Raw genomic sequence first — 18,359 nt, 5'->3', positions numbered from 1 at the left:
CATTTTTTGTATCTTTTACATCAACATCCGTTGTAGCCGTTGCCCCGACATAACGGTAGGTTTTCGCTTTTACACTATATGAAATTTGCGGAATATCCGTCTTTTTATCATTGTTACTTGATGCTGAGATATCGAAGTCATGCAAGGTAACAATACGCGGTAAAGCTGCAATTCCACTGACAAATGAACCAAAAGAATGATAATCACCCGTCGCTTCAATGGAAATCGGCTGTTCGATAAAGAACTCTTGGCGAATTTCTGGTTCTAAACGAATATTTTTAAACTTTAATCCAGAATTTACGCCGCTCACGTTGATATCTTCAACCAAGCCAGGAATTTCAGTTTCTTTCGGCAGCTGTTCTAACTGCTGATTAAAATTGGCTTCCATTTCTTGCAATTGCACTTGATATTGCTGCAAATTACGTAATTTTGAATCTTTTTCACGAAACTCATTCAGTAAATTTTGTTCTTGTGCATGTGCATTTGAAATCGCATCAAGCTTCGGCTTAATCACGACAAAATAACCCAATGCCCCAATCACTAAAATGATAAAGATCCAACAAGTCAATTTGACTGAAAAGGGCCAACTACCGTAATTGTTTGGATCTAAGGTATTAAACTGTTGAAAAAATTTATCAACCGTCATTTTTTTCTTGGCTACAGCATGGTTTTCTGATGTTAATTCTTCAAATTCATCGCGACTCATTGTGCTGCCCCCGCTGTTGAATTATTAACTGTGCTTGCGGCTTCAGGTGTAGTCGCATCAGGCGCTACTGGCTGTGCAATCTCATCTAAATCTGCCGTGACCACAAAGGTGCCATAGGTTTCTTCAACACGTGGCACGATAGAACTTGGTGCTTTATCTTTTTTCTCTTCAGCAACCAAGAATGAATTCATAAAGGCATTGCGATACCACGCAGATGCTTCGAGATTACGTAAGAATTCCGCAACTGTATTCGGGCTTTCCGCTTTACCTTCAATGGTAAATTTATCACCTGTACGCACAAACTTAGTAATGTACATATTACTCGGTGTAACACGTACCATTTCATCGACCAAACGCACAGCCACAGGACGTTGACCTTGCAAGCCTTGGATCAACTTCATCCGTTCAACAATCGCATTTCGCTGTTCTTGCAAACCTTCCAATGACTTTAATTGGACATCTAAGTTTTGATTGGTACTCACCACCAACTGATTGGCTTGTTCTTGATCTTCAAGTTTTTGACTGTAAAAAAACCACGCCAAAGCAACAGCTAAAACCCCAACTAATGCAGCCCCAACACAATAGGCAATAAATTCTTTTTTTCGTTTCTCTCTTAACGCATCACGCCAAGGGAGTAGGTTTATTTTTGCCATTAATCAAAACTCCTCAATGCCAATCCACATGCCACCATGAGTGATGAAGCATCATTTTCAATTTTTTTAATGTCGATTTGTGGAGAAAAGCCCATCTGTAAAAATGGGTTGGCAATGGTGACCCGATAACCTAATTTTTGTTGTAATAACTTCGCCAGTCCTGGAATATTAGCATTCCCCCCTGCCAATAAAATATGGTCGATCTCATTAAATTGAGAGGACGCAAAGAAGAACTGCATAGAGCGTGCAGCTTGCTCCACTAAAGCTTCAAGAAATGGCTCAAGGACTTCAATATCATAATCATCAGGCAAAGTACGGCTTTTTTTGGCACGCCCTGCTTCCGCAAAAGATAAACCATAACGGTTTTGAATTTCCTGGGTCAGTTGTTTCCCCCCCGAACACCTGCTCACGCGTATAAATGACTTTATTATTTCTCATAACGGACAAGGTGGTCATGGTATGACCAATGTCTAAAATCCCAACGGTATTTACGCCCATTGGAAGCGTATCTGAAAAGACTTTGAATGCATTTTCAATGGCGAAACTTTCAACATCGGCAATCTTAGGCGTTAAACCGCCCAACTCCAATGCTTCGGCACGTGCCTCTACATTTTCAATGCGGGTTGCAACGAGGAGTACATTGACACGATTTGGATTGGTAAACGGTCTGGAAGGACTTCAAAGTCCAAACTCGCCTCATCTAATGGGAATGGAATATATTGCTCAGCATCATCACGAATCTGAATTTCACGTTCGTCATCGTTCATATCGGCATCCATTTCAATGATTTTAGTAATCACCATGGAAGTCGGAACTGCCAGCGCTACGTCTGTCGATTGAACATTGGCCAAATTTACCGCACGCTCAAGGGCATCACCAACTGCTTCTGGATTCAATATATTTTTTTCGACCACACTTCCTTCTGGTAATGGGACTAGTGCATAGCTCTCCACCCAATACCGATTGTTTTTAACAGAAAGTTCCAATACCTTAACAGAAGTCGAACTAATATCTACTCCTATTAACCCCTTACTTGGCTTACGATATAACCTGAGCACAGTATCATTCCTATTATTTTTTTATCCCCCAAAAAAAGTAACCCACTAATTAGTCCGCGTCTATAATTTTATACGGATACAATAACTCATCTAACATTCCGTATGTGTACAGGATATACTGACCGCTAATTAGTTTGCCATTAGCTCTTATTAAAACTTACTTGTTATGAAAAAGCTATCTTGTTCGGGCCGTGTTCATCCATTTTTTTTGATCATTATTATAATGTTGGTCTCAATTCCAATGGGTTTTTATGGCATGTATCTCTATATTGCCCCATCTTTGCCGCAAATGACAACTCTAAAAAAGGCGCCATTACTAAAACCTTTACAAGTTTATAGTGCGGATAACCAACTCATTTCGGAATACGGTGGCAAGCTATCTGTACCCGTAGATTACGATCAGATCCCACGAAGTTTTATTCATGCCTTCTTAGCGGCGGAAGATTCTTCTTTTTTTGAGCATAGTGGTATCAGTTTTAAAGGTTTAGGACGTGCAGTCAGTGAAAGTATTACTGGCTCAAATGTCCAAACGGGTGGCTCGACCATCACCATGCAAGTGGCAAAAAACTATTATCTCAGTCCCGAGCGTACATTAAAACGTAAATTGACTGAGGTTTTTCTAGCCCGAAAAATTGAACAAAATTTGACGAAAGAGGAAATCTTAACCCTCTATGTCAATAAGATTTTCTTAGGTAAAAATGCCTACGGTATCGCAGCGGCAGCTAAAATCTACTACAACAAAAGCTTAGATGAACTCAGCATTGCGCAAATGGCAATGATTGCAGGTCTGCCTAAAGCGCCGTCTAAATACAATCCAGTGGTCAACCCCGAACGTGCTTTAGAACGTCGTAACTGGATTTTGGGTCGTATGCTCCAGCTAGGCTACATTAACCAAAGCCAATATGAAAAAGGCATTGCAGAACCAATTAACCTCGATATGCCTGACCGCGGGGTAAGCAACCGATTTCCCTACATCGGTGAAATGGTCCGTAGCGAACTGATTGAAAAGTTCGGCGAGCACGCGATTGACTCTGGTTATAAGGTTTACACCACCATCAACAGCGAACGCCAAGCCTATGCCGAACAAGCGGTACAAGATGGTTTAGAAGCCTATGACCGTCGTCATGGTTGGCGTGGTGCGGAAGCCCATGACAAACCCTTAAGTAGCTTTAGTGCTTTTGCCAATACCTTCCCTGCCGAAGTCACCCGTGTGAATCAAAATAGTTTTGATGCCTTAATGCAAGATGGCTCAACAGTAACCGTGCCATGGTCTGGCATGTCTTGGACACGTCCTTATCGCAACGCGAATGCCGTAGGCGGTACACCATCAAGAGCATCTCAAATTGTTAAAGTGAAAGACATCGTACGTCTGCGCCCCAATGACAACAAAACCTCATGGGCTTTGGTGCAACTGCCTAAAGTTCAGGGCCAACTGATTGCACTTAACCCAAACAATGGCGCTGTAGAAGCACTGGTTGGTGGTTATAATTTTTATCAATCTAAATTTAACCGAACCACCCAAGGCTGGCGCCAACCAGGTTCAATTATTAAACCCTTTGTCTATGCACTCGCTTTAGAGCGCGGTATGACACCGTATAGCATGGTCAATGACAGCCCAATCACGATTGGGAAATGGTCACCACGCAATGCCGATGGCCGCTATTTAGGCATGATTCCCCTGCGTCGTGCACTCTATTTATCGCGTAACACCGTGTCAGTTCGACTCCTGCAAACCGTGGGCATTGAACGTACACGCCAATTGTTCATGGACTTCGGCTTAACTGATGAACAGATTCCACGCAACTACACGATTGCACTCGGAACACCTCAGGTTTTACCAATTCAAATGGCTACTGGATACTCAGCCTTTGCCAATGGCGGTTATCGTATTCAACCGCACTTCATTAATCGTATTGAAGATGCCTATGGCAAGATCATTTATCAGAACAACCCTGAATATGCATGTATCAGTTGTATCTCTCAACAAGAATCAAAGCCTCAGTCTGCTGACACCATCACGCCTGATGATGAAGTAATTGAAGTCACCAACCAAGAGCTGAACCCTGCTGAAAAATCGGCAAATCCTGTTGAGATCAACAGTGACTATCGTCAAGCGCAACGTATTTTAAAATCTAGCTCTGCTTATGATATGGCGAATATTTTAAAAGACGTGATTCAACATGGTACAGGCCGTGCTGCGCTGCGTATTGGACGAGATGACTTGGGCGGTAAAACAGGAACCACCAATGATGCAAAAGATGCTTGGTTTGCCGGCTTTAATGGCAAATTGGTCACTGTAGCGTGGGTTGGTTTCGACCAACCAACAACTTTAGGACGCCGCGAATACGGCGGTGTGGCTGCGCTTCCAATTTGGACGGACTTCATGGGCAAAGCCTTACAAGGCACGCCTTCGGCGTGGGTTCAACTCGATGCCAAAGCCAAAGCACCGATTCAACGCCATCAGAAAGAAACACCTCAGAGTAACTTAGGCCCAACCCCACCTTTGGCGCAGCCGTTGTATCGCCCTGCACCGGTGGTAGTTCCACGTGCTCCTGAGCATGACTTTGATGATTTGCCGGGTGAAGAGGAAACGCTGGTTCCAAAGAACAGCACCCCACCCACCATGCAAGCACCCAAAGAACAACCAAAACCTAAATCGGATGCGCTCGATCATTTGATTGATCAAGTCCAATAATAAAAGCCCGCATCTGCGGGCTTTTTTATACTTATGCTTTTTTCTGAAACAGTAAAATTTGATACTGTGCCTGTAGTTCAAAAGCTGTTTGAGCCTCTAAAGCTTCACGGCGCTCTTGTTTCGCCTTATAGGCATAAGGTGTCATGGCAATCAGGTTTTTTAAGTCCTGCTGATTAAGCTTAAGATCAGCATCAACAACATCATCACTCACCAAATCAAACGCATCACTCAACTGCTCTACAAATTTGCTCGGTTCATGCGGCTTCACCTCTTCGAACAAAGCCTCACGCATGGCATATAAATGCTGAGGCGCAGGCGTCACCACCAACAAATATCCTTGCGGTTTGAGTACCCTTAAAATCTCTTGTATTGGAATCGGGCTAAACAAACTACTACATAAATCAATCGATTGATCCAACACGGGTAAAGTTGCTCCTGTACCCACTACCCACGTGATATTTTTATTGATTTTCGCAGCCACTTGCACTGCATTTTTTGCAATATCTACACCGACACATTGCAGTACCTCCGACTGCATTGCATCGGTGTAATAGCCTTCACCACAACCAATATCGAGTAAATTTTCAATACGTAACTCACGTACCTTATTGATCACTGCTTGCTGTAAAGGCGCGTAATGACCTGCACTTAAGAAGGCACGGCGGGCTTGTACCGACTCACGCGTATCCCCCGGATTTTTGCTGTGCTTGTGTTGAACGACATGCAAATTGACGTAGCCTTGTTTCGCCACATCATAACTATGTGAATTCGCACAGCGCCATGTTCTTTCGTTTAAAGTTAAAGCCTCACGACACACAGGACACATGAGCAGATTCATTATTTTCTCCAAGACCTTACCTCAGGCATAAAAAAAGCCGGCAAATACCGACTCTTTTCATACTTTTGCTTAACGCAATTTTAAGGTCATTAGACCTAAAACTACCAGCATAATTGTGATAATCCAAAAACGAATCACCACTTGGGTTTCACGCCAGCCTTTTTTCTCATAATGGTGGTGTAATGGTGCCATCAGGAATACCCGTTTATTGCGCATTCTGAGGGAACCAATTTGCAAGAAGACTGAAATCGCTTCGACCAAAAACACACCAGCCATAATGGCAAAGACAATTTCCTGACGAACCATGACCGCAATTGTACCGAGCATTGCACCCAATGATAATGCGCCCACATCGCCCATAAAAACCTGTGCAGGGTGTGCATTAAACCAGAGGAAGGCTAGACCCGCGCCAATCATGGCTGCACAAATCACCACCAACTCAGAAGCAAAGCGCACATAAGGAATATGTAAATAATTGGCAAAACGGACATCACCAGCCAAATATGCAAATACACCTAAACCCGCTGCAACAAGCACTACAGGCATAATCGCTAAACCGTCCAAACCATCGGTCAGGTTCACGGCATTTGATGCACCATTAATTACCAAATAGGTGAAAATGATAAAACCAATACCCAACGGAATCACCGACAAAGGAATACTTAAATCTTTAAAAAATGGAATCAGCAGATCCAGCATATTTGCGGTATGCACAGGATTGCTCTGTTGTTGCGCAATTACATATAGCGCAATACCTGCGCCCAATGATGCAAGCGACGTCCAAAAGAACTTTTTACGGGCAGGTAAGCCTGCATTGTCTTTATAGCGAATCTTGATCCAGTCATCGGCCCAACCCACTGCACCAAAAATCACCATCACTGCCAAGACAATCCATACATAAGGGTTGGATAAATCTGCCCACAACAGTGTGGAGATACCAATTGAGAGTAAGATCAACACACCACCCATGGTTGGTGTGCCCATTTTTTTGGCATGATTTTCAGGAGCATATGAACTCACGGCTTGACCATATTTGAGTGCTTGCAACTTGCGAATCATCACAGGACCGAGCACTAGACCAATGGTCAGTGCGGTTAAAACACTGAGCAAAGAACGCAATGTTAAATAACGAACCACCTGAAACGAACTATGGTAGCCCGCCAGTTGTTCAAATAACCATAACAACATTTAGAGTTTCTCCATCAAATCAGCCATCAACGTTTCCATATGGGTATAACGAGAACCTTTAAACAGGAAACTCATAGACTGGGGTTGATGTGTTTCAATTAAACTGAGTAAGAACGGCAAAGCCTGCTCTTGATTCAAAAAAGCCTGCATTTTTTTGCCATATTGGGTGCTGCGTGCGCCTTCTTGTGCAGCAGGTGCAAATTCACCGACAGCCACTACGAAGTTCAGCCCTTTCACTGAGACCAAATCACGCCCCAGCATATAATGCTGCTGTGCAGCAGAGCTACCTAGCTCACCGATATCACCCATCACCATCACCCGAACCCCCTCTTGCTGTGCAAGCACTTCAGCAGCGGCACGCATAGAAGTTGGGTTGGCATTATAGGTATCATCAATCAACAAATGATGGCCTTGTTGAATAAAGTTCAAACGCCCTTTTGCACCGACCGCTTGCTCAAGGCCAAGCACGATATCATCCAAGCTAATACCAATCGCTAAAGCAAAAGCTGCCGCAGCAGTTGCATTTTGAACATTATGCTCCCCAGCAAACGGCAAATTCACCTGACGCACGCCTTGCGGGGTATTCAACTTAAACGTTGCAGATTGTGCCTGTAACTCAATCTCAGTGGCAAAGATTTCACCATCCGCACCAAAGCTGAGCACCTGTTCAGTTTGTACTGCTTGGCGAATGCTATCGGCAAAATCATCGGCTGCAGGAACAATTGATGTGCCATTTGGAGCAATATGCGCATAAATCTCAGACTTGGCACGGCAGATGCCATCGCGTCCACCAAACTCACCCAAGTGTGCTGTACCAATATTGATAATGCCTGCAACCAAGGGCTGGACCAAATTCGAGGTATAATCAATTTCACCCTGATGGCTTGCACCCAACTCCATCACTGCATATTGATGCTCAGGACGTAATTCCAATAACATGACCGGCACACCCAAGTCGTTATTCAGATTGCCACGGGTCACCAACGTTGGTGCTATACGTGATAAAATACTGCCTAACATTTCTTTGGTGGTGGTTTTACCACTACTACCCGTCAGCGCAATCACTTTTAGCTGTGGGTTTTGTGCACGACGATAAGCCCCCAATTGTCCCAATGCCAAACGTGTATCAGGCACCACCAACTGACAAATCTCCGCATCTATAGGCTGGCTCACAATGGCCACTTGGCAACCTTGTTCAGCGACTTGCGTAATAAAAGCATGTGCATCAAAACGTTCGCCTTTGAGTGCTAAGAAAGCATCTCCTGCTTCTGCATCACGCGAATCCGTCAAAATACGCTTAATTGCAGTATTTGGCGCTTGATCATTTAGCCAATAACCTTGGGTTGCTTCGAGTAACTGTGCGGCGGTCCATGACACTAAAGGCACTGTGCTGGTTGTTGAGGTATGCATACGACTTCCTTAGTGTGCAGGATAAGCAGAATCAGTAGTGTGGTGCTGTGCATCAATCGCGGATTGCACTTCGACAACATCGTCAAACCAATGCCGAACACCCTCTATTTCTTGATAGTTTTCATGACCTTTGCCTGCAATCACGACAATATCACCCGCTTGGGCCTGTTGAACGGCAAATTTAATCGCTTCACGACGATCATGGATTTCATGAACCACACGGTTTGAGAAATCAACGCCTGCTTTCATATCGGCAAAAATTTGCTCAGGATTTTCTGTACGTGGGTTATCTGAAGTCAACAACACCACATCCGCTCCATTTAAAGCAGCTTGGGTCATGAGTGGGCGTTTGCCACGGTCGCGGTCTCCACCACAGCCAAATACCGCCCAGAGCTGCTGTTCTACATGGCGCTTCAACGTGCTTAAGACTTGCACCAGAGCATCAGGCGTATGCGCATAATCAACCACAAATAAACGTGCATCATCACGAATCACTTGCATACGGCCTGGTGCACCTTTGAGCTGTGCTGTCGTAGCAACCACATCGGCTAAATCAAAACCTGCTTGTTCAACCATAATTAAACTTGCGACCAAATTTTCAATATTAAAATGACCCAATAATGGGTTCTGTATCTGATATTCGGCCTGTGCCGTACACAGGCTAAAGTTCGCACCCGTCAGGCTATATTGAATATTCTTCACCAGATAGTCTGCAGGCTGTGTGGTTGAATAAGTTAAAATTTTCGGTTGGGCGGGATTATTTTGTGCCGCTTGAATCATGACTCCAGCATGCTCATCATCCAGATTGATGACTGCAACTTTCAATGATGGAAATTGAAACAAGTGAGATTTAGCTTCGGCATAGGCCTCAAGCGTGCCATGGTAGTCCAAATGGTCGCGACTTAAGTTGCTATATGCAGCAATTTCAATTTCACTGCCCGCTAAACGGCCTTGTTCCAAACCATGTGAAGAGGCTTCAATCGATGCAAATTCAGCCCCTTGCTTGGCATAGCTATGTAGTGCATTTTGTAAGTGCAGCGCATCTAAAGTGGTATGCGACGATGCTTCTAAATTGGGTAAAATGCCATTACCTGTGGTGCCCATTACCGCACATGATTTGCCTTGTAGCATCAACAATTCTGCGACTAAACGAGAAATGGTGGTTTTACCATTGGTTCCTGTCACCGCTAAAATACGAGCAGGCTGTACTTGGCTAGTGGCCAACAAAAATTGCTTTTGCCAGCCTCCCATCAAGTGGCGTACATTCGGCACCACAATATTGTTTTCAAGCCCAAGCTCAGTTTCACTCACCACTGCTAAAGCCCCTTTGTCCAAGGCTATTTGTGCAAACTGCACTGTTTTTTCAGGTTGTGAAAGCGATGTCAGCGCAATAAAAATTTGCCCTGCCTGTACTTTACGACTATCAAGAACAAAACCTTGAAACGGCTGTGCCATCCATCCAGCGTTTTGGTTAGCGGTGTAGAGTTGTTGAAATGTAATGGACATTCATCACCTATTTCTTGATTACAGGAGCATCTAAAGGTTTATCTAAAGGCACGTTCATTAAACGTAAGGATTCTTGCATAACACGGGCAAATACAGGCGCAGACACCGTACCACCATAGTAGGTCCCTTGCGGGTTTTCGACCACAACCACCATCGCTAAACGCGGGTCGCTGACTGGTGCAACACCGGCAAAAAGTGCACGATATTCATTGGTTGAGTAGCCTTTACGGTCAGCACGTAACTTATGCGCGGTTCCTGTTTTACCACCTACACGGTAACCCGGAATGGTTGCACGAGTCGCGGTACCACCCGGTAAGGTTGCCGTTTCCATCATCAACAAAACTTGATCCGCAATTTTTGGATCAATCATTTGTTCACCACGGGGAGGCGCATCTAACTTATACAAACTCAAAGGCATTTTCACACCTTTGTTAGCCAACATGGCATAAGCATCCACCATTTGCAGCACAGTCGCATTTAAGCCATAGCCATACGCCATGGTCGCCACTTCCGATACATTCCATTTACTTGGTGGAAGAATTAAACCACCACTTTCACCCGGGAATTTAACAGCTGAACGCTGACCAAAACCGAGACGTTTATAAAAAGTCGGTAAAGTTGCATAAGGGAGAGACAAAGCAATTTTAGCCACACCCACGTTAGACGATTTTTGAATAATTCCACCCAAAGTCAGTGGACCATAGTTATGTGTATCTCGAATGGTGTGGTTGCCGACTCGCATCGAACCCGGAGTGGTATTAACCACAGTATTCGGCATGTATTTGCCGCTTTCCAAGGCCATTGAAATGGTCAAAGGCTTCATGGTTGAACCCGGTTCGAAAGAGTCAACCGCACCACGGTTACGCATGGCGTCTTTATTGGACAAACTGTTTTTATCGTTCGGGTTATACGACGGCCACGACGCCATCGCTAAAATTTCACCCGTTTTCACATCGACCGCAATTGCTGTGGCAGAACGAGCATTATTGGCTACACCCGCAGCGGTCAGTTCACGGTACATAATGTACTGAAGGCGCGAATCAATACTGAGCGTAATATTTTCGCCCGGCTCAACTTCTTTAACCACCTCGGCATCTTTAAAACGATTGCCCTTTTTATCTCGAACAATTTGCTGCTCACCATCAATACCCGACAAGCGTTGATTCAGCTGCATTTCTAAACCTTCAATGCCCGAACCTTCACTGTTGGTCAAACCAATAATTTGCGCATTCGGTTGTGGCTGCGGATAGTAACGTTTGTAGTTCTTTTCGGTATACACACCTTGGAACTCACGTTTTGCAATCAGTTCGGCTTGCTGAGGTGGCACTTCTTTTTTCAAAACCAAGTAGCGCGAACGCGGACGTTCATTGAGTTTCCGCTTCAGTTCCGCACGATCCATGCCCACGGCATCAGCCAGTTCATCCAGATTTAGATTTTTGTCTGGTAATTGACGCTTCAATTTACGATTGTGTGGATCTTTGGCTAATTCAGCGGTAATTTCATCAAATAGTTTTTTATTATCAAAATAATCACGTGGGTCAATCACCACTTTCATAATCGGCGTACTGATCGCCAAAGGCACACCATGACGGTCATAAATCACACCGCGCATGGCCTTAATTTTTTCAGTTCTTAAAATATTGGCATTGGCTTTATTTTGCAAAAATTCGGTATTAATGACTTGTACGTAAAAAGCACGTCCAACCAAAGCAATAAAGCAGGCTAAAACCACCGCCCACATAAGATAAAAGCGCCACATTTCAACCTGTAGAGCCGATTTTTCAGTCACCGCTTGCTGTTTTTTACGAGTGGGTTTACGCTTTTCTACCATGTTACAGCGGCCTTATTTTTTGTCTTCTGAAGTCGTGGGTAAAGAAATCACTACGGTTTGCGCCGCAGGTGGTGAATACATCCGCAGTTGCGTCACCGCGCGCGTTCCAATTTGTGCAGTTGCGCCAAAAGTTTGCTGTTCAATCAGCAAACGGCCCCACTCTGCATTTAAGTCATCACGCTCGCGCATAAAAGAGCTCATTTCGCGATAGTCATGACGGTATTCAAACACTTGGAACACCACCATCATGGCACTGATAAACACCAGCACCAATAAAATGACATAGGCAATCAACTTCTTAAACTTTAACTTTGTTGGAATTTTTTCAACGACTTCAGTTTTCATTATTCGCCTTTAAGTGCTAAGCGCTCTGCAACTCTAAGCCATGCACTACGTGAACGTGGATTAGCTTTAACCTCTGCATCACTTGCTTTCACACGTGATACTTTCTTTAAACGACGCGTATCTGGTCGTTGTTGTGGCATACCCCAACCCATATCTTCCTCAAGTGTCGACTCTTTTTGAATAAATTGTTTAATTAATCGATCTTCTAAGGAATGGAAGCTAATCACAGCCAAGCGACCATTCGGTTTTAATACTTCTACCGCTTGCGGTAGGAAAACTTCAATATCTTCTAATTCTTTATTAATGGCAATACGAATTGCTTGGAAAGTTCGTGTTGCGGCATGTTTATTTTTTTCCCATTTCGGGTGCGCTACTTTCACAATTTCAGCCAACTGCGCTGTGGTTTCAATCAATCCGGCCGCTTTAATCGCTTTGGCAATACGACGGCTATAACGCTCTTCACCATATTGAAAAATAATATTGGCTAACGCCTCTTCCTCAATATTAACCAACCACTGCGCTGCGGTTGGACCTTTTGAATTGTCCATACGCATATCCAGTGGTCCATCTTTCATAAAACTAAAACCACGCTCCGCCTGATCAAGCTGCGGTGAAGACACGCCCAGATCGGCCATAACCCCATCGACCAAGCCAATGCCGCGTACTTCTAACTCATGTTTAAGGTCAGCAAAGCTGGCATGAATAATTTTAAAACGTGGATCTTCTTGTTCTAAAATCGCGGCTGTTTCCAGTGCTTGCGGGTCTTTATCAAAACCATAGACACGTGCATTTTCATCTAGCTTAGACAACAGCAAACGCGTATGTCCGCCACGACCAAACGTCCCGTCAATGAAAATCCCTGTATTGCGATCTGCTACCAAAGCATCAACAGTTTCGTGAAGTAATACAGAAATATGCGACATAAAGACTCAATATGATCGGAAGGAAAAATGTAACTGCACATTATTACCTTGTTTTAACAAAGCTCCAAACGACTTTTTGTAGGGAAATATTACTTTTCATAGACAAAACCGTTTTTAAACGGCATTCATTATCAAAAAAGCCTCCCAAGGGAGGCTTTGTAAGCAGCAGCTGAAATAATTAACTGGATTATTTACGGCTATTATAGATTTGGTCGAAAGTCGCCCCATTCACAAAGTGGGTCTTTTGAGCATTGGCCCAACCACCAAACACTTCATCAATGGTGAAGGTTTTTAACGGTGGAAATTGCGCTTTATATTTTTCTAAAACCGCAGCATTACGTGGACGATAGAAGTGTTTCGCCGCCATTTCCTGACCCAGTGGTGAATATAAATAGTTGATATAACCCTGTGCTAACCACTTGTTGCCATTTTTCGCCACGGTCTTATCCACGATTGCCACCGAAGGCTCGGTTAAAATCGAGATCGATGGATAAACAATATCGAACTGATTTTTACCTAAAGTTTTTTGTGTCACTAAGGCTTCATTTTCCCAAGTCAATAACACATCACCAATGCGACGTTCTGCAAAGGTGGTCATAGACGCCCGTGCCGCAGAGTCCATGACTTTCACGTTATGGTACATTTTACCTACGAACTCTTTGGCTTTGGCCTCATTGCCACCAGGTTGTTTCAGTGCGTAACCCCAAGCAGACAGATACACCCAACGTGGTAGACCACCTGTTTTAGGATTAGGCGTAATAATTTGTACACCCGGTTTGGTTAAATCAGACCAGTCCTTAATTTTTTTCGGGTTGCCTTTGCGTACCATGAACACAATGGTCGATGTATAAGGTGCAGAGTTATTTGGGAACTCTTTTTGCCAACCCGGCTGAATTTGACCTGATTTGACAATTTCTTCAATGTCATTGGCTAAGGCCAAGGTCACCACATCCCCTTTTAGACCATCCACGACCGAACGGGCTTGTTTACCTGAACCCCCGTGTGACTGTTTAAAGTCAACCGTTTGTCCTGTACGACTTTGCCAATAAGCACCAAAGGATTTATTGAACTCATCGTAAAATTCACGTGTTGCATCATAGGAGACATTGAGCATAGTACGGTCAGCTGCTTGAGCTGATGTCATACTGAATGTCAGACCTGTTGCCACTACGGCAGCAGCCCAGAGAGATTTCAAATGCGTTTTCATAGCGTATTAAATTAAATATCAAGAATTATGCTAAATATATGAAACAAAATCATAAATCGCAATTCGCTTTTGTTTTTTAAATACACATTATTTTTACATCACTAAGACTTAATGAATTGTTTTTATTTAAAATAATAGCAAACACTTTACTTATTCTTATTATATACATTTTTATGCTTAAAATATAATAAAAGTGGATATGCGTATATCCACTTTTATGTCCGAACGTGATCTCATTAAACCGCAGCACGTTTATTTTTCAGTATAAATTTGATCAAAGATCGCACCATTTACAAAGTGAGTTTTCTGCGCTTTGGCCCACCCTCCAAAGACATCATTAATATTAAAGGTTTTTTGTTTTGGAAATTGCGCAAGGTATTTGTTCGCCACTTGTTTATTTCGTGGACGGAAGAAATGCTTCGCCGCCAACTCCTGCCCTTTTGGCGAATACAGATAGTTTAAATAGCCCTTGGCCAAATTTCGATTGCCATTTTTGTCCACGGTTTTGTCTACAATCGCAACTGACGGCTCCGCTAAAATCGAAATAGACGGATAAACAATATCGTATTTGTCTTTACCTAGGCCTTGAGTTGCCAGTAAAGCTTCATTTTCCCAAGACAACAACACATCACCTATGCCCCGTTCAGCAAACGTGGTCAATGAACCTCGCGCGCCTGAATCAAGAACTTTGACATTTTGATACAGTTTTTCACCAATTCTTTGGCTTTAGCATCATTACCTCCAGGTTGTTTTAACGCATACCCCCAAGCAGATAAATAGATCCAACGCGGCGCACCGCTTGTTTTTGGATTTGAGGTAATGATCTCACCCCCAGCTTGGTTAAATCATTCCAGTCTTTAATTTGTTTGGATTACCTTTACGCACTAAAAAAACAATGGTTGAAGTATAAGGTGCAGAATTATTTAGAAATTCTTTTTGCCAGTTTTTATCAATTTGTCCAGTATTCACAATTTCATCAATATCATTGGCCAAGGCCACCACATCTGCTTGGAGACCCGTTGCAACGGCACGTGCTTGCTTGCCCGATCCACCATGAGACTGTTTAAAGTTGACCTCCTGCCCAGCTTTGCTTTTCCAATACTGTCCAAAGGCTTGGTTATATTCTTGTTGACATCCTCCCAGACCTAAAGAACGGGGATTCCTCCTCCGAGACGCTCATGTCCGAGCGCAAGAATATTCAGTGCGGAATTTATATCCCGATCATGGAGCGTACCGCACTCCATACACTGCCATTCTCTTATTCCAAGACCTGCTCTACCTTTCGGACTGCTAGAGCGTGAGCCACAGCACGAACATGTTTGGGTCGTATAGGCTTCGTTGACTTCTCCATACCATACTCCTGCGTTCTCGCATTTATACTTGAGCATGGTTCTTAGTGTTGTCCAACTGGCATCTAACACTGACTTCGCTAATCTAGTTTGTGCTAATGCTTTAGCATTCACATTGCCAACAAAGATTGCTGCATGTGCATTCACCAGTTTATGGCTGAATTGATGCAACATATTTTGGCGTATATTTTTAATCTTGGCGTGAATCGCTTTGACACGTTTCTTATTTTTTGCTCTTTGAGCAATGCCAAGTTTTTCCTCATATTGGCGATAGATTTTAGGAGCTTCGAGTTTCACACCATCTGAACAAGTGGCTAAATCTTTCAAACCCAAGTCTATGCCAATTGAGCCTTTAGCTATAGCTTTAACTTGTTGAATATCATCAACCACAAGGCAAACATACCAACGTCCACGACTGTCTTCTACAAATGAGCCTGTTTTGACGTTGTATTTGCTTAGTCCGTAGCTGTCCCATAGTTTGAATTGGTGCTTGCCATATTGCACATAGCCATCGGCGTATTTAATGGCTACTTTCTTAAAAGGTATCCAGCCTAATGAGCGTCTTGCAGATTTGTTGTTACTGACACGCCATTTTAGCTTGGCTTTTTTAAACTGCTTTCTTCGTGTAACTAATTCTTCTGCAATTGCCTGTATGGTTTGGCTATGTAAGTTACATTCTTTTGATGTGCCTTTCGTGTATTGAGCAATATCGTATGCTGAAAAGAATTGTTGTTTACGTTGTAGGTGCTTGAAACACAAATCATTGACATAATTCCAAACAAAGTTCACCTCTACTGCTAGTTGGTCTAGCATCTTGCAATGTTTGTCTTTTATTCGTAATTTAAGTGTTTTCATTACTAAAATATATTTGGTCTATGAGCAATAGTCAAGAGATTAGAACAGGTCGTCATTGTGTTTTTAATATGCACGTTCATTTAGTCTTTGTCGCTAAATATCGTAGAGATGTTTTTACCAAAGCAATGCTTGAAACAATGCGTGAAGTGTTTGAGCGTGTTTGTTTAGACTTTGAAGGTAAGCGTCCGCTGAACCCCACTTTTTCTAACTCATTAATACCGCGATAGTGTCCACTAAAATTTAAGTGGACACCTATTTATGGATTTAAAGACAGTTATAGACAGCACACCAACCCTAAAAAAGCCCCGTCGAACCTTCACGGCTGAATTTAAACATCAACTTATTCAGCAATGTCAGCAGCCAGACACATCAGTGGCCAAGGTGGCAATGCAACATCAGGTCAATGCGAATCTGTTGCATAAATGGATTCGTCAGTCCAGATCAATGGTTCCATCATTAACACCCCCATCTATTCCACAGACCGACTTCCTTCCCGTCATTCTTCACCCGACTCCAGTCAGACAAGAAGCACCTCCGCCACCTGTACCAGAGAAGAAAGTTGTCGCTCATATTAGGATTCCACTACATGAGGAACCAGGTTCCGTAAGGGGTCAGATGATCGAGATCGACTGGCCGGTGGAGTCAGTAACTGAATTACTGGTGCTGATCCAGGGTTTGACTCAATGATCCGTATTGATGAAATCTGGCTTGCTACCCAGCCGATGGATATGCGTGCAGGTATGGATACTGTCATGACTCAGGTGCTGAGAGCCTTTGGCTACATCAAACCGCATTGCGCTTACCTGTTCTGTAATAAACGTGGCCATCGCATGAAACTGCTGGTACATGATGGATTGGGTATCTGGCTGTGTGCCCGGCGGCTGGAACAGGGAAAATTCCACTGGGTTCAGCTTCATCAGGGTGAAACCGTAGCCCTCAGTCCGGAACAGTTACAGGCATTGATCCAGGGTTTGCCCTGGCAGCGCATTGGACGACAGCAGGTGGTGACTATGCTCTAAACCAGGCTCGTCCATTCTGCTATTCTCCAAACGTTCTATTTCCTCTGCATCATGACATCAGGCATACTGCGGTCATGAATACGCTGCCTGACGGAACAGCATGTACGTGGCAAATGGGTCTGTGATCAGTGTGACACCCTGACTCAGCAAGCGATACCCGCCTATGTGATTGATAAAGGCATTGCTTCACCTGAATTGCTCAGCCATGTGTTGGTATCGAAGTATGCCGATCATTTGCCGCTGTACCGTCAGCGCCTGATCTATCAGCGGGCTGGCATTGATCTGTCCAGATCCACTTTATCTGACTGGATTGGTCGCTGCGGTGTGGAACTGGAACCTCTGGCCAATGCCTTAAAACAGGTGGTGCTGCAACAGCGGGTGATCCATGCCGATGAAACGCCGGTCACCATCATGCGGATGGGTGAGAATGAGAAAAAACCGAAGAAAGGTTATGTCTGGGCCTATGCCACCACACAGTACAATCCAGTTCAAGCGGTGATCTATGACTTTCAGGATAGCCGTTCAGGTCAGCATGCAGAAGCGTTCCTGAATGGCTGGCAGGGCTATCTAGTCTGTGATGATTACAGTGGTTATAAAGCACGCTTTAAATCAGGCCAGGTCATTGAGGTGGGCTGCATGGCGCATGCACGTCGTAAATTCCATGAACTGCATGTGACTGGGAAAAGTCAGATCGCTGAACAGGCATTACTGATGATTCAGAAACTGTATGCGATAGAAGCAGAACTCAGGAAAAAGACCGATAGTACAGCAGAACA

14 protein-coding genes and 4 pseudogenes are annotated in these 18,359 nt (G+C 43.8%); 5 read left to right on the top strand and 13 right to left on the bottom strand.

The annotated features are described in order from the left end of the window. The 3 genes and pseudogenes from ACY3FQ_RS01340 to ACY3FQ_RS01330 all read right to left on the bottom strand — a co-directional run. On the bottom strand, window positions 1–706 hold a 706-nt coding region (locus tag ACY3FQ_RS01340), incomplete at its 3' end, for a type IV pilus inner membrane component PilO (RefSeq protein WP_489773530.1). Next, window positions 703–1,359, bottom strand: coding sequence for a PilN domain-containing protein (locus ACY3FQ_RS01335; RefSeq protein WP_005401354.1), 657 nt, complete (start codon window positions 1,357–1,359; stop codon window positions 703–705). The genes ACY3FQ_RS01335 and ACY3FQ_RS01340, both read right to left, overlap by 4 nt. After that, window positions 1,359–2,417, bottom strand: a pseudogene (locus tag ACY3FQ_RS01330) (pilus assembly protein PilM). The gene ACY3FQ_RS01335 and the pseudogene ACY3FQ_RS01330 overlap by 1 nt, the downstream one beginning before the upstream one ends. 166 nt (window positions 2,418–2,583) lie before the next feature. Between ACY3FQ_RS01330 and ponA the strand changes: the two are divergent. Continuing rightward, window positions 2,584–5,112, top strand: coding sequence for a penicillin-binding protein PBP1a (gene ponA, locus ACY3FQ_RS01325; protein ID WP_005401356.1), 2,529 nt, complete (start codon window positions 2,584–2,586; stop codon window positions 5,110–5,112). A gap of 31 nt (window positions 5,113–5,143) precedes the next feature. On the opposite strand, the gene ACY3FQ_RS01320 is transcribed toward ponA, so the two are convergent. From ACY3FQ_RS01320 to ACY3FQ_RS01275, 10 genes and pseudogenes are all read right to left on the bottom strand, one after another. Then, entirely contained in the window at window positions 5,144–5,950 is an 807-nt protein-coding gene (locus ACY3FQ_RS01320; protein WP_039890567.1) for a putative RNA methyltransferase, read from the bottom strand. A 69-nt stretch (window positions 5,951–6,019) separates the two neighbouring features. Continuing rightward, a complete protein-coding gene (mraY, locus tag ACY3FQ_RS01315; RefSeq protein ID WP_004691502.1) occupies window positions 6,020–7,138 on the bottom strand; it encodes a phospho-N-acetylmuramoyl-pentapeptide-transferase in 1,119 nt (372 codons plus the stop codon). Next, the gene (locus ACY3FQ_RS01310) at window positions 7,139–8,548 is read right to left on the bottom strand and encodes a UDP-N-acetylmuramoyl-tripeptide--D-alanyl-D-alanine ligase (RefSeq protein WP_489773529.1); all 1,410 of its coding nucleotides are present in this window, start codon (window positions 8,546–8,548) and stop codon (window positions 7,139–7,141) included. It abuts the gene before it with no gap. 9 nt (window positions 8,549–8,557) lie between these two features. After that, window positions 8,558–10,054 carry a UDP-N-acetylmuramoyl-L-alanyl-D-glutamate--2,6-diaminopimelate ligase gene (locus ACY3FQ_RS01305; RefSeq protein WP_489773528.1) on the bottom strand — a complete coding sequence of 499 codons (1,497 nt, stop codon included), beginning with the start codon at window positions 10,052–10,054 and terminating at the stop codon, window positions 8,558–8,560. Window positions 10,055–10,061: 7 nt separating this feature from the next. Continuing rightward, window positions 10,062–11,885 carry a penicillin-binding protein PBP3 gene (ftsI, locus tag ACY3FQ_RS01300; protein WP_078389190.1) on the bottom strand — a complete coding sequence of 608 codons (1,824 nt, stop codon included), beginning with the start codon at window positions 11,883–11,885 and terminating at the stop codon, window positions 10,062–10,064. Window positions 11,886–11,897: 12 nt separating this feature from the next. After that, a complete protein-coding gene (gene ftsL / locus ACY3FQ_RS01295; RefSeq protein ID WP_004691506.1) occupies window positions 11,898–12,230 on the bottom strand; it encodes a cell division protein FtsL in 333 nt (110 codons plus the stop codon). Beyond that, on the bottom strand, window positions 12,230–13,153 hold the full coding sequence (gene rsmH / locus ACY3FQ_RS01290; protein WP_004978100.1) for a 16S rRNA (cytosine(1402)-N(4))-methyltransferase RsmH: 924 nt from the start codon (window positions 13,151–13,153) through the stop codon (window positions 12,230–12,232). The genes ftsL and rsmH overlap by 1 nt, the downstream gene beginning before the upstream one ends. A 187-nt stretch (window positions 13,154–13,340) precedes the next feature. Further along, window positions 13,341–14,360 (bottom strand): sulfate ABC transporter substrate-binding protein, encoded by a 1,020-nt coding sequence (locus tag ACY3FQ_RS01285; RefSeq protein WP_039890570.1) that lies wholly within the window; start codon window positions 14,358–14,360, stop codon window positions 13,341–13,343. A gap of 252 nt (window positions 14,361–14,612) precedes the next feature. Continuing rightward, window positions 14,613–15,503: pseudogene (locus ACY3FQ_RS01280) on the bottom strand (sulfate ABC transporter substrate-binding protein). A 2-nt stretch (window positions 15,504–15,505) separates the two neighbouring features. Continuing rightward, complete coding sequence (locus ACY3FQ_RS01275) at window positions 15,506–16,564, bottom strand: RNA-guided endonuclease InsQ/TnpB family protein (RefSeq protein ID WP_005401363.1); 1,059 nt, start codon at window positions 16,562–16,564, stop codon at window positions 15,506–15,508. A gap of 20 nt (window positions 16,565–16,584) precedes the next feature. Between ACY3FQ_RS01275 and ACY3FQ_RS01270 the strand changes: the two are divergent. From ACY3FQ_RS01270 to tnpC, 4 genes and pseudogenes are all read left to right on the top strand, one after another. After that, window positions 16,585–16,746 (top strand): annotated as a pseudogene (locus ACY3FQ_RS01270) (transposase); the annotation flags it as partial. 76 nt (window positions 16,747–16,822) lie between these two features. Beyond that, window positions 16,823–17,251 (top strand): IS66-like element accessory protein TnpA, encoded by a 429-nt coding sequence (tnpA, locus tag ACY3FQ_RS01265; RefSeq protein ID WP_005401365.1) that lies wholly within the window; start codon window positions 16,823–16,825, stop codon window positions 17,249–17,251. Beyond that, on the top strand, window positions 17,248–17,583 hold the full coding sequence (gene tnpB, locus ACY3FQ_RS01260) for an IS66 family insertion sequence element accessory protein TnpB (RefSeq protein WP_004691523.1): 336 nt from the start codon (window positions 17,248–17,250) through the stop codon (window positions 17,581–17,583). Before tnpA ends, tnpB begins: the two co-directional genes overlap by 4 nt. Window positions 17,584–17,676: 93 nt before the next feature. After that, window positions 17,677–18,359: pseudogene (tnpC, locus tag ACY3FQ_RS01255) on the top strand (IS66 family transposase); the annotation flags it as partial.

It is taken from the genome of Acinetobacter sp. AB03, assembly GCF_058107045.1.
This window is presented reverse-complemented; position numbering and strand designations above follow the sequence as displayed.